The organism is Micromonospora sp. AMSO12t (assembly GCF_008806585.1).
Lineage (GTDB): Bacteria > Actinomycetota > Actinomycetes > Mycobacteriales > Micromonosporaceae > Micromonospora > Micromonospora reichwaldensis.
On the sequence record NZ_WAAS01000213.1, the window covers coordinates 1 to 11,442 of the forward strand.

14 protein-coding genes are annotated in these 11,442 nt (G+C 74.0%); 6 read left to right on the plus strand and 8 right to left on the minus strand.

Annotation, left to right across the window (positions count from 1 at the left end):
* The 4 genes from F6X68_RS24525 to F6X68_RS24540 all read left to right on the plus strand — a co-directional run.
* A partial coding sequence (locus F6X68_RS24525) for a DUF3152 domain-containing protein (protein ID WP_370518980.1) occupies positions 1-845 on the plus strand: 845 nt, incomplete at its 5' end.
* Positions 846-1,085: 240 nt separating this feature from the next.
* Positions 1,086-1,811, plus strand: a complete 726-nt coding sequence (locus F6X68_RS24530; protein WP_225852397.1) for a DUF3152 domain-containing protein — start codon at positions 1,086-1,088, stop codon at positions 1,809-1,811.
* Between the two features lie 41 nt (positions 1,812-1,852).
* Positions 1,853-3,103 carry an adenylyltransferase/sulfurtransferase MoeZ gene (gene moeZ, locus F6X68_RS24535; protein ID WP_225852398.1) on the plus strand — a complete coding sequence of 417 codons (1,251 nt, stop codon included), beginning with the start codon at positions 1,853-1,855 and terminating at the stop codon, positions 3,101-3,103.
* A 99-nt stretch (positions 3,104-3,202) separates the two neighbouring features.
* A complete protein-coding gene (locus F6X68_RS24540) occupies positions 3,203-4,024 on the plus strand; it encodes a prenyltransferase/squalene oxidase repeat-containing protein (RefSeq protein WP_151456499.1) in 822 nt (273 codons plus the stop codon).
* A gap of 17 nt (positions 4,025-4,041) precedes the next feature.
* Here the strand turns inward: F6X68_RS24540 and F6X68_RS24545 are convergent, their stop codons facing one another.
* The 8 genes from F6X68_RS24545 to proB all read right to left on the minus strand — a co-directional run bounded on the left by F6X68_RS24545 (position 4,042) and on the right by proB (position 9,706).
* On the minus strand, positions 4,042-4,557 hold the full coding sequence (locus tag F6X68_RS24545; protein ID WP_151456500.1) for an SUKH-4 family immunity protein: 516 nt from the start codon (positions 4,555-4,557) through the stop codon (positions 4,042-4,044).
* An 81-nt stretch (positions 4,558-4,638) separates the two neighbouring features.
* Positions 4,639-5,259, minus strand: coding sequence for a hypothetical protein (locus tag F6X68_RS24550; protein ID WP_151456501.1), 621 nt, complete (start codon positions 5,257-5,259; stop codon positions 4,639-4,641).
* On the minus strand, positions 5,256-5,873 hold the full coding sequence (locus F6X68_RS24555; protein WP_151456502.1) for a hypothetical protein: 618 nt from the start codon (positions 5,871-5,873) through the stop codon (positions 5,256-5,258). The genes F6X68_RS24550 and F6X68_RS24555 overlap by 4 nt, the downstream gene beginning before the upstream one ends.
* Entirely contained in the window at positions 5,866-6,360 is a 495-nt protein-coding gene (locus tag F6X68_RS24560) for a hypothetical protein (RefSeq protein WP_151456503.1), read from the minus strand. The genes F6X68_RS24555 and F6X68_RS24560 overlap by 8 nt, the downstream gene beginning before the upstream one ends.
* Before the next feature lie 92 nt (positions 6,361-6,452).
* Positions 6,453-6,779 (minus strand): hypothetical protein, encoded by a 327-nt coding sequence (locus F6X68_RS24565; protein WP_132230860.1) that lies wholly within the window; start codon positions 6,777-6,779, stop codon positions 6,453-6,455.
* A gap of 2 nt (positions 6,780-6,781) precedes the next feature.
* On the minus strand, positions 6,782-7,180 hold the full coding sequence (locus F6X68_RS24570) for a YbaB/EbfC family nucleoid-associated protein (RefSeq protein WP_151456504.1): 399 nt from the start codon (positions 7,178-7,180) through the stop codon (positions 6,782-6,784).
* Between the two features lie 112 nt (positions 7,181-7,292).
* Positions 7,293-8,537: a glutamate-5-semialdehyde dehydrogenase gene (locus tag F6X68_RS24575; RefSeq protein ID WP_151456505.1), complete on the minus strand. Its 1,245-nt coding sequence runs from the start codon at positions 8,535-8,537 to the stop codon at positions 7,293-7,295.
* Between the two features lie 11 nt (positions 8,538-8,548).
* Positions 8,549-9,706 (minus strand): glutamate 5-kinase, encoded by a 1,158-nt coding sequence (gene proB / locus F6X68_RS24580; protein WP_151456506.1) that lies wholly within the window; start codon positions 9,704-9,706, stop codon positions 8,549-8,551.
* A gap of 13 nt (positions 9,707-9,719) precedes the next feature.
* Between proB and F6X68_RS24585 the strand changes: the two genes are divergently transcribed.
* Positions 9,720-10,031, plus strand: a complete 312-nt coding sequence (locus tag F6X68_RS24585; RefSeq protein WP_132230864.1) for an MGMT family protein — start codon at positions 9,720-9,722, stop codon at positions 10,029-10,031.
* A gap of 32 nt (positions 10,032-10,063) precedes the next feature.
* A partial coding sequence (locus F6X68_RS24590; RefSeq protein ID WP_151456507.1) for an MFS transporter occupies positions 10,064-11,442 on the plus strand: 1,379 nt, incomplete at its 3' end.

An 11,442-nucleotide genomic window follows, 5' to 3' on the forward strand; every position in this document is an offset into this window, starting at 1 on the left:
TGACCCGCCCGCGGCACCGCCGTCCGGAGCGTCGGCGGGGTCTCGTGGGGCTGGTCGCGCTGGTGCTCGCCGTCGGTGGGGCGGTGGCGGTGATCGCCGACCGGCGGGGCGCCGACGTCGGGGCGGAGGCGCTCACCGCCGGGGAACTGGCTCCCGCGCCGATGCTCGCGCCGGGGGCGGCCTCGCCGCTGCCGTCCGCGCCGGCCGCGACGCCCTCGGCCGTCGAGCCACCGCCAGCCGTGCTCCGGCTGCCCGGGCCGGTGCCGTCCGCGGGCCGGGGCAGCTTCGGCTACGACGACCGGGTGGGCCCGGTGCTGGGTGACGCGGGCACGCTGCGCCGCTACCGGGTCGCCGTGGAGTCGGGCGCCGGCGAGGACGCGGGCGAGTTCGCCGCCGCCGTCGAGCGGGCGCTCGCCGGGCCGGGGAGCTGGGTCGACGGCGAGCTGCGGTTGCAGCAGGTACGCGCCGCCTCCCGGCACGACTTCACGGTCTACCTCGCCACGGCCAGGACGGCGGGCCGGCTGTGTGCCGCCGGAGGGGTGAACATCCGGGTGGGCGGGAAGCCCTACACGTCGTGCCGGGCACCCGGCAAGGTGATCATCAACCTGGACCGCTGGCGGCTCTCGGTGCCGCACTTCGTGAGCGCGAAGGTGCCGCTGTCGGTCTACCGGACGTACGTGGTGAACCACGAGGTCGGGCACCAGTTGGGGCACCGGCACGAGCGCTGCCCCGGCAGGGGCCGGGTGGCGCCGGTGATGATGCAGCAGACGCTCTTCCTGAACGGCTGTGTCGCCAACCCCTGGCCGTACCGGGACGGTCGCCGGTACGCGGGCCCGCGGCTCTGACCCGGCGGCGATCGGGCGTCGGGCGCCAGCCGGGGGACCGGCCGAATTCACCCCTGGGGGGATGAGCGAGGTTCGCGTTTTTCGGGGCGTAATGCCCGATTAGTGTGGGACGCTCGGTCCATGACGTCGTCGTCCCCTTCCGACCCGCCCGGCCCGGCACGCCGCCCGACGCCGACCCGACCGTCGTCACCTCGGCCGACGCGCTGGTGGCGACCGTCGGCCCCGCTCCGGGGCCGTCGGGTGGTGGGGCTCGGCGTCACCCTCCTGCTCGCGGCGACCGCCGCCGTGACGCTGGCCCGGGCCGGCGACCGCGCGCCCGTGCCGACCACGGGCGACGGGAACCGCACGTCGTACGCGGCGGGGGCGGACGAGCGGGCACGGCCCTCCGCCTACCCCCGCACGGGTACGGGCGACTTCACCACCGCGTCCGGCGACTCCACGGTGCGGGGCACCGACGGGCCGCTCCGGCACTACCGGGTGGCCGTGGAGCAGGGCACCGACCAGGACGTCGCCGCCTTCGCCGCCACCGTGGACGAGGTGCTGGGCGACCCCCGCAGCTGGATCGCCTCTGAGGAGCTGCGGCTGCGGCGGGTGGCGGAGGCGGACGACGCCGACTTCACCGTCTACCTCGCCACCCCGGAGACCTCGGAGCGGATGTGCGCCGAGGGCGGGCTCAGCACCGAGGGCTACACCTCCTGCCGGCTCCCCGGGCAGGTGATCATCAACCTGGCGCGCTGGCTGGAGGCGGTCCCCGACTACGGGGCGCCGCTGGAGATCTACCGCGCCTACGTGGTCAACCACGAGGTGGGCCACGAACTCGGCGAGGAACACCAGGCCTGCCCGGCGCCCGGCGAGCCGGCACCGGTGATGCAGCAGCAGACGTACGGCCTGGACGGCTGCGTCGCCAACGCCTGGCCGTACGTCGACGGCTCGCGCTACGACGGCGAGCTCGTTCCCGGCACCTGAGTTATTCCCCTTCCCGCAGTTCGGGCGACGTGTCGCTCCTCATGGCCGATCGAGGCCGGTGCGAGCGACAATGGGCCGGTTCGCCTTCAGCCGATCCCGGGGAGTCCACCGTGTCGTTGCCCCCGCTCGTCGAGCCCGCCGCCGAGCTGACCGTTGACGAGATCCGCCGCTACTCGCGCCACCTGATCATCCCGGACGTCGGGGTCGAGGGGCAGAAGCGGCTGAAGAACGCCAGGGTGCTCTGTGTCGGCGCCGGCGGCCTCGGCTCGCCGGCCCTGATGTATCTCGCCGCCGCCGGGGTCGGCACGCTCGGCATCATCGACTTCGACACCGTCGATGAGTCCAACCTCCAGCGCCAGATCATCCACGGCGTCTCGGACGTGGGCCGCTCCAAGGCCGAGTCGGCCGCGGCCTCGATCCGCGAGATCAACCCCCTGGTGAACGTGGAGATCCACAACACTGCGCTGGACCGGGAGAACGTGCGGGACATCTTCTCCCGCTACGACCTGATCGTCGACGGCACCGACAACTTCGCCACCCGCTACATGGTCAACGACGCGGCGGTGCTGCTCGGCAAGCCGTACGTCTGGGGGTCGATCTACCGCTTCGACGGCCAGGCGTCGGTGTTCTGGGCCGAGCACGGCCCCTGCTACCGCTGCCTCTACCCGGAGCCCCCGCCGCCCGGCATGGTCCCCTCCTGCGCCGAGGGTGGCGTGCTCGGCGTGCTCTGCGCGTCGATCGGCTCCATCCAGGTCAACGAGGCGATCAAGCTGCTCGCCGGCATCGGGGAGCCGCTGGTCGGCCGGCTGATGGTCTACGACGCCCTGGAGATGAGCTACCGCAAGATCAAGGTCCGCAAGGACCCGAACTGCGTGCTCTGCGGCGAGGACCCCACGGTCACCGACCTGCTGGAGGACTACGAGGACTTCTGCGGCGCGGTGTCGGAGGAGGCCCAGGAGGCGGTGGTCGACGCGACCATCACCGCGCTGGAGCTCAAGGAGTGGCAGGACGCGGGCAAGGACATCTTCCTCGTCGACGTCCGCGAGCCGGCCGAGTACGAGATCGTCCGGATCCCCGGCGCGACGCTGATCCCCAAGGGCGAGATCATCTCGGGCGAGGCGCTCGCCAAGCTGCCGCAGGACCGGCAGATCGTGCTGCACTGCAAGTCCGGGGTCCGCTCGGCGGAGGCGCTCGCCGCACTCAAGTCGGCCGGCTTCCGCGACGCGGTGCACGTGCAGGGCGGCGTGCTCTCCTGGATCAAGCAGATCGACCCGTCGCTGCCGGCGTACTGACCCGCGCCGTCGGCCGAGGTCGCGGGGGCCGTCCCGACCCCTGCGCCCTCGGCCGATTCGCCGAGGCGTGATCACGTTTGCGCAGGTAGCGTTGCCGCCGTGGTCGACATCGATGCGGCGGTCGGGTTCGTCGTGGCACACGGGGACGCGGTGGACCGGGCCCGGCTGTCCCGGCTGCGCACCGGCGTGCCGCCACCTCCCGGACTGCTCGACGCCGCCGAGGTCGGCCAGGCGCCCGACGGCGGCTGGCCGGCGACGCTGGGCGGGGCAGTCTCCTCCGTGGACGCCACCTGTTTCCGCCTGTCCGAGTTGGACGATCTCGGCGCGCTCGGTCGTCCGGCCGCCCGCCGGGCCCTGGACTGGCTGGCCGCGCGGCAGTCGCCCGACGGCGGCTGGGAGGAGGACCCGGCGCTGGCCGACGTGGCCCCCGAGTGGGCCCGGCCGGGCGACCCCGAGGCGGCGTTCCACCTGACCGCGAACGCCGGGTTCTGGCTGACCGTCGCCGGCCTGGACGCGCGGGCGGCGGGGCCGCTCGACCACCGGGTCGGCGGCGCGTACGCGGGCGTCGTGCACGCCGCCGCCCAGTCGCTCGTCGCCCGGCTGCGCCCGGACGGCGGCTGGCCGTCCTTCCTGCCCGCCGGCTGGCTGAGCGCGGCGGTCCTGCACCGGCAGGAGATGTTCCACGAGGCGGCGCGGATCCAGGTGATCCTCGCCGAGCGGGTGCCGGAGCTGTCCCCGGGCGACGTGGCCTGGCTGGCCGCGACGCTGCGCCGCGTCGGCATCGACGGGCAGGACTGGCTGCTGGGGCGGGCGCGGCGGCGGCTGGCCGAGACCCAGCGCAGCGACGGCGGGTGGGAGAGCGACGACGGGCCCCAGTTCGACGTGCACACCACGCTGAGCGCGATCCGGGCCTGCCGCTGAGGCTCCACCCGCCGGCCTCACTTCAGCTGGCTGATCACCAGCGGCCACCAGGCGTCCGGGGCGAAGGCGGCGCGGTCGATGCTCTCCAGGACGGTACGCAGCGTCTCCGCCCGCTCGGCCCGGCCCGGCTTGCCCTCGTCGGCCTCCACGAAGAGCGCGAACTGGTAGAGGAACTCGACGAAGGTGCGGAAGGTGCTGTTGACGGCCTGGATGTCCTGCTGCTCCAGGTCGAACTGGAGGATCTCGCCGGTCCCCGGGTCGAGCACGTAGAGCAGCTCCGGATTGTCGGCGACCGCGCCGACCACGATCAGCCGGATGTCCAGGGAGCCGTCCTCGGTGCTCAGCTGGATCGTGTCGAACAGCTCGATGTCGCCTTCGAGGAACGCGGTGTAGACGACCGCCACGTCGAGCGGGATCTCGTCGCCGGCGGGGAGCAGGTCGGCGTCGAATCCCCCCTCCAGCCACGCCTCGCGCGGGTACGGGATGAGCTCGTCCTCGTTCCACAGTGAGCGGAACCGGGGGTCAGCGGCCATCGGTGGTCCTTTGCGTCTCGGATGTGGAGGGGGTGCGGGCGCCGCACGTGGCGGGGCCGGGACGCCGGGTGCGCAGCGGCGTCAGGACGCCAGGTCGGCGGCGATCAGCAGGCGTCGCCAGTTGTCGGCGTACTCGCCGGCGTGCCGGCCCTTGCGGAGCCGCTGGTCCCGGACGCCGGGCCCGAGAACGACGGCGACCAGCTCCGGGTAGCCGGGGCCGAGCACGTGCTCGTCGAAGAACGTGGCCACGTCGGGCGCGAGGACGGTGAACTCCACGTCCTCGTCGGGGTGCTCGTACTGGAAGACGTAGTCGTCGGGCTCCATCCAGTAGACGTCGAGATCCTCGGTGTCGAGGCGGATCGGCGCCCCCGCCCCGATCTCACCGCGCAGCCGGGGCGGGATGCTGTGCACCTCGTGGCCGACCGCGAGCGGGCTGCCCATCGGGTCGTCCTCGTCCACCGTGCGGGCCGCCCAGGCCGCCGGGCTGCGGATCTCCTCGGGCGGGTCGAACCGGAAGTTGTCGCCGGCCAGCCGGCCGAAGAGACCGTAGACCTCGGCCACGCCGGGCAGGTCGGGGATCGGCTCCAGCGGGCTCGGCTCGCCGATGACCACGCCGAAGCCGTGCTCGGCCTCCAGGCGCCGCAGCAGCGTGAGCTTCTCCCGGATCCGGTCCAGCCGCGCCGGGTCCTGGGGGGCGGTCACGGGATCACCTTCACGATGACCGGGGTGCCCTCGGGAACGTCCCGCAGCGCGACGGAGATGTCGCTGCCGAGCTGGCGATTCGTCCAGGCGTCCATCGGCCTGAGGTTATCGTACGTGTCCGTTCCGTCCAGTTGCAGCTCCTGGATGTGGTCGGGGTCGTAGCCCTGGCCCCGGGCGGTGATCGGCCCCTTGCCCGCGTAGAGGCGCTCGACCACGTTCTTGTTGGCCAGGTATTTGTTCGTCTCCGGGGTGCCCATGTCCTGGGTGAGGCGGCCGTCCTTGGTGAGGCTGCGGATCATCCGGTCCCGGTAGATGTTCGTACGGGTGCGGCGCTTGCCGGTGGAGGGGTCGTAGACCTTGTTGCTGTCCCGGTCCGACGGCGCCTTCTTCAGCGCCCCGTCCTGGCCGAGCCGTTGCAGGTCGCGGGCCTTGCGGTCGAAGTCCCGCCGGTCGAAGTCCGGCCGGTTCTTCAGCACCAGCACCGCCGGGCCCTTCGGCTTCGTGCCGGCCGACTTGGCGGTGCGGAAGACGTCGGCGTTCTCCAGGTAGGCCGAGACGACGCGGGCGCCCTTGGCCTGCGTCTGCCGGGGCGGGCTGGTCCGCTTCCTAGCCATTGAGCACCGTCTCCACGGCCATGCCGATGAGCTGGTCGATGATGAAACCGGTGATCATCTTGAAGATCGGGATCTGGAGGAGGGACGCCCCGAAGGTGACCGCCGCCGTCACGATGGCCTGCGCGATCTGGATCGCCAGCAGGGCCAGTTGGATGATCACCTGGATCTTCAGGGCCAGCACCACGCCCGCCGCGACCATCAGCCCGACGCCGATGACGGTGGCCGGGCGGGCGACGTCGGCGATGTTGCGCGCGGCCGACTCGCCGTCGTTCCACTCGCCCGCGAAGGCGGTGAAGCTCTGGCCCCGGTTGTTGTCGAGCACCGTCCGCGCCGCCGCCTCCAGCTGCGCGACCGATCCGGAGATCTGGCCGGCCATGCCGGTCCACTCCCCGGCGAGCTGGAAGATCGCCGTCTCGTCCGACTGTGGCCACTCGTAGCCGAGCATCGAGAGCAGGGAGGCGAGCTCACCCGGGAGCGTCAGTCCCACCGCGACTCCTTTCCTAGATCGGGCGACTCAGCCACCGGGGCGAGCCGAGGGCGGGCGGCTCAGCCACCCGGGGCGAGCCGAGGCCCGGCGGTTCAGGCACCCAGCGAGCCGAGGATCGAGCGGAAGGACGCGGCCGCGTTCTCCTCGGCGGCGCGGTAGCCGTCGGCCATCCCGCGCAGGCCGTCGACGTAGCTCTCCAGCTCGGTGATGTTGGTGCCGAGGCACTCGGCCAGCGCGTCCACGCACGCCTGGTGGGCGACGCCGAGCAAGGAACCGATGTCGTCGCCGCCGAAGGCCGCGGCGTAGCCGCCGGCCGCCGCCTGGAAGCCCTCGAAGACCTGGCGGACGGACTCCTTGGCTCGTTCCAGCTCGTCCGCGCCGCGACCCAGCGCGTCGAGGTCGACGTCGAGGCTCTCCACGCTCAGCTCCCGTGCAGTTTCCGCATTGTCTCGCTGACGGCCTGGCTGATCTCCCGCATCTGCCGCAGGCCCTGGTCCTGGAGGCGTTCGATGGTGGCGGTCATCGCGGCGAGGTCGGGCATCGGTTCGGTGGCGGCGACCCCGTCGTCCTGGCCGTCGAGCGCGGCGTTGACCGCCTGGCGCAGCTCGGCGGCGAGGTATTCCGAGCCCTCCCGGAGCACCCGGGGGTCGATGTCGACGGCGCTCACCCGGCCGTCGGTGCCGAGCGTGACCCGGATGCGGCCCTCGGCGGCCTCGGCCACCGACTCCATCCGATCCCGGGGCGCGGCGCCGCCGCCCACCTCGCGCAGCGCTGCCCGCGCCTGCGCCAGTTGCTGTTCCAGGGCACTCTCGCCCAGCATGCCGCCTCCCCAAGACAAGCCGTGCCGAACCCGACCCAGACTAGCGGTCACCCGCAATCCGGCGGTGGCCCCGCCCACGGCCGTCCGGGCACTCGCGGGCGTCGGCGATGGTTCAGCCGCGCAGGTGGCCGTCCCCGGTCACCACGTACTTGGTGGAGGTCAGCTCGGGCAGACCCATCGGGCCGCGGGCGTGCAGCTTCTGGGTGGAGATGCCGATCTCGGCGCCGAAGCCGAACTCGCCGCCGTCGGTGAACCGGGTCGAGGCGTTGACCATCACGGCCGCCGCGTCCACCCGGGCCACGAACTCCCGGGCGGCGGTGGTCGAGTCGGTGACGATCGCCTCGGTGTGCCCGGTGCCGTACCGCCGGATGTGCGCGACCGCCGCGTCGAGCGAGTCGACGACGGCGACCGAGATGTCGGCGGAGAGGTACTCGGTGGCGAAGTCCTCGTCGGTGGCGGGCCGCACGGCGGCCGAGTGGGCGGCGACCCGCTCGTCGCCGTGCACGGTGACGCCGGCCTCGGCGAAGGCGGCCAGCACCGGCGGCAGGAAGGCGTCGGCGACCGCCGCGTGCACGAGCAGCGACTCGGCGGTGTTGCAGGTGGAGAGCCGCTGGGTCTTCGCGTTCAGCGCGATGGCGACGGCCTTGGTCAGGTCGGCGGCGGCGTCGACGTAGACGTGGCAGTTGCCCACGCCGGTCTCGATCACCGGCACGGTGGACTCCTCGACCACCGTGCGGATCAGGGACGCGCCGCCGCGCGGGATCAGCACGTCGACCAGGCCCCGGGCGCGCATCAGTTCCTTGACCGAGTCGCGGCTGCCGGCGTCGAGCAGCTGCACCGCGTCCGCCGGCAGGCCGGCGTCGGCCACCGCGTCGCGCAGCACGGCGACCAGGGCGGCGTTGGAGTGGGCCGCCGACGAGGAACCGCGCAGCAGCGCCGCGTTACCGGACTTCAGGCAGATGCCGGCGGCGTCGACCGTCACGTTCGGCCGCGCCTCGTAGATGATCCCCACCACGCCGAACGGCACCCGGATCTGGCGCAGCTCCAGCCCGTTGGGCAGGGTCGAGCCCCGGACCACCTCGCCCACCGGGTCCGGCAGCGCGGCCATCTGCCGCAGCGCGTGGGCGATGCCCGCCACTCGCCCCGCGTCGAGGGCGAGCCGGTCCAGCACGGCCGCGCTCAACCCGGCCTCGCGCCCGGCCGCCAGGTCCGTCGCGTTCGCGGCGAGGATCTCCGGCGTACGCGCCACCAGCGCGTCGGCCATCGCCACCAGCGCGGTGTCCTTGGCGGTACGCGTGGCGACGGCCAGCGCCTCCGCCGCCGTACGCGCCCGCCGGGCCTGTTCGCTCACGCTCATTGCCGCACTCCTCACAGCAGTACGAGGTCGTCGCGGTGGACGACCTCCCGTTCGTACGCCGGGCCGAGCGCCGCGGCGAGTTCCGTGGTGGAGCGGCCGAGCAGCCCGGGCAGCTCGACCGCGTCGTAGTTGACCAGTCCCCGGGCGACCGGCGCGCCCTCGACGTCCACCAGGTCGACCGGGTCGCCGGCGGTGAACGCCCCGTCCACGGCCGTGATCCCGGCGGGCAGCAGCGACTTGCGGCGGCCCACCACCGCCGCGACCGCGCCCGGGTCGAGGTGCAGCCGCCCCCGGGGAGTGGTGGCGTGGGCCAGCCAGAAGAGCCGGGCCGTCGGGCGCCGGCGGCTCGGGTGGAACAGGGTGCCGACGGGCTCGCCGGCCAGCACGGGGGCGGCCAGCGGCGCGGCGGTCAGCACCACCGGGATGCCGAAGCCGGTCGCGATCCGGGCCGCCTCCACCTTCGTCACCATGCCGCCGGTGCCCACGCCGGCCCGGCCGGCGCCGCCGATGTCGACCCCGGTGAGGTCCCGCTCGTCGTGCACCTCGCTGATCCGGCTGGAGCCCGGGCGGGTGGGGTCGCCGGTCCAGAGGGCGTCCACGTCGGAGAGGAGCACCAGCAGGTCGGCGTGGACCAGGGCGGCGACGAGGGCGGCCAGCCGGTCGTTGTCGCCGAAGCGGATCTCCTCGGTGGCGACCGTGTCGTTCTCGTTGACGATCGGCACCGCCCGCAGGTCGAGCAGCTTGCGCAGGGTGCGGTACGCGTTGCGGTAGTGCGCCCGCCGGGTCACGTCGTCGACGGTGAGCAGCACCTGCCCGACGGTCAGCCCGTGCCGGGCGAAGGCGGCCGCGTACCGGCCGATCAGCAGGCCCTGCCCGACGCTGGCGGCGGCCTGCTGGGTGGCCAGGTCGCGCGGGCGCCGGGACAGCCCCAGCGGCGCGAGGCCGGCGGCGATCGCGCCGGAGCTGACCAGCACGACCTCCCGGCCCTCGGCGGCGAGCGCGCCCAGGGTGCCGACGAGCGCGCCGACCCGCCCGTCGTCCAGGCCGCCTTCGGCGGTGGTCAACGAGGAGGATCCGATCTTGACGACGACCCGCCGGGCCGCCGTGACCATGTCACGCACCCGCCCATTCTGCGTGGTCGGTCCCGGCACGCCCCGGCGCGTTCTCATATCGTGGCCGGTCGTGAGACCTGACGAGTACGTCGAGGCGGTGCTGGAGCTCGTCGAGCGGATCCCGCCGGGCCGGGTGATGTCGTACGGGGCGGTGGCCGACGCGCTGGCCGAACGTTCGGGGCGGGCGTCGGCCAGGCTGGTCGGCTCGATCATGGCCCGGCACGGCGGGGGAGTGCCCTGGCACCGGGTCGTGAACGCGGCCGGCCGCCTGCCACCCGGGCACGAGCGGGAGGCGCGGGCCCGGCTGCGCGCCGAGGGGACGCCGCTGCGCGGCGACGGGGTGGACATGAGGGCGAGCTGGTCGCCCGAGGAGGGGATGTGACCCGTGCCATAACGTGAGTAACATTCGGCGTCATGGACGCGCCGCCGGGTGGAGCCGGCTCCCCGCCCGCCGGCCCAACGCCCACCGCACCGGCCGGCGCCGGCCCGACGTCCGCCTCGGGCGTGCTGCCGCGCCGGGTGCACGCCGGCTATGCGCTCGGTTCGCTGGCGACCGGCGCGTTCGGCACCGTGCCCGGCCTGCTCCTGCTGCCGTACCTGACCGACACCCTCGGCGTCGCGGCGGGCGCGGCGGCCCTGCTGGTGCTCCTGCCGAAGGCGTGGGACGTGCTGGTCAACCCGGTCGCCGGCCGGATCTCCGACCGCACCCGGTCGCGCTGGGGCGCCCGCCGGCCGTACCTGCTGGTCGCCGGGCTCGCCCTCGGCGTGCTCTTCGCCGCCATCTTCGCCGCGCCGTTCGGGGCCGGGCCGGCCGCCGGGGCGTACGTGGCGTTCGCCTTCCTCGCCACCGCCACCGCGTTTGCCTTCTTCCAGGTGCCGTACGTGGCGATGCCGGCGGAGCTGACCGGCGACTACGCCGAACGTACCCGGCTGATGACCTGGCGGATCGCGGTGCTGGCGCTGGCCATCCTGGTCTCCGGCGCGGTGGCCCCGCTGGTGCGCGACGCCGGTGGCGGAGGCGTCCCGGGGCACCGCTGGATGGGGCTCTTCGTCGCCGGCCTGATCGTGCTCGGGGCGGTCGGCGCGTTCCTCGGCACCCGCTCCGCGCCCGGCGGCACGGTGGGGGAGAGCGAGCCGACGCTGCGCGCGCAGCTCGCCGTCGCCGCCCGCAACCGACCGTTCCGGGCGCTGCTGGTCTGCTTCGTGGTGCAGTCCGCCGGGGTGGCCACCGTCCTCGCCGGGGTCAACTACTTCGCCGACCAGATCCTGCGCGATCCCAAGGGCGGGCCGACCGTCCTGTTCGCCTGCTTCGTCGGGCCGGCGCTGCTGGTGATGCCGCTCTGGACCCGGGTCGGGGCGCGGGTCGGCAAGCTCGCCGCGCTGGTCGCCGCCTCGCTGATCTTCGCGGTGGGCGCGCTGGCCCTGGTCGCCGCCCCGGTGCTGCCCCCGCTCGCGGTCTACCTGCTGGTCGCGCTGATCGGCGTCGGCTACGCCGGGCAGCAGGTGTTCGCCCTCGCCATGCTCCCGGACTGCATCGCGTACGACACGGCGCGCACCGGCCGGCGGCAGGCCGGTGTCTTCACCGGGCTCTGGACGGCCGGGGAGACCTTCGGGCTGGCCCTCGGGCCGGGCATCTTCGGCCTGGTGCTCCAGCTCAGCGGCTACGTCTCCTCCGACACCGGCACGGCGGCCACCCAGTCCGGCACCGCCCGCCTCGGCATCCTGCTCGGCTTCACGGTCCTCCCCGCCCTCCTGGTCGGCCTGGCCGTCCTGGCCCTCCGCCCCTACGACCT

Bases quoted from the DNA above. Each gene is read 5' to 3' on its own strand.
- moeZ (WP_225852398.1), top strand. From the start codon at position 1,853: ATGGCCGATCGAGGCCGGTGCGAGCGACAATGGGCCGGTTCGCCTTCA.
- proB (WP_151456506.1), bottom strand. From the start codon at position 9,706: ATGAGAACGCGCCGGGGCGTGCCGGGACCGACCACGCAGAATGGGCGG.
- F6X68_RS24555 (WP_151456502.1), bottom strand. From the start codon at position 5,873: ATGGCTAGGAAGCGGACCAGCCCGCCCCGGCAGACGCAGGCCAAGGGC.
- F6X68_RS24545 (WP_151456500.1), bottom strand. From the start codon at position 4,557: ATGGCCGCTGACCCCCGGTTCCGCTCACTGTGGAACGAGGACGAGCTC.
- F6X68_RS24570 (WP_151456504.1), bottom strand. From the start codon at position 7,180: ATGCTGGGCGAGAGTGCCCTGGAACAGCAACTGGCGCAGGCGCGGGCA.
- F6X68_RS24575 (WP_151456505.1), bottom strand. From the start codon at position 8,537: ATGAGCGTGAGCGAACAGGCCCGGCGGGCGCGTACGGCGGCGGAGGCG.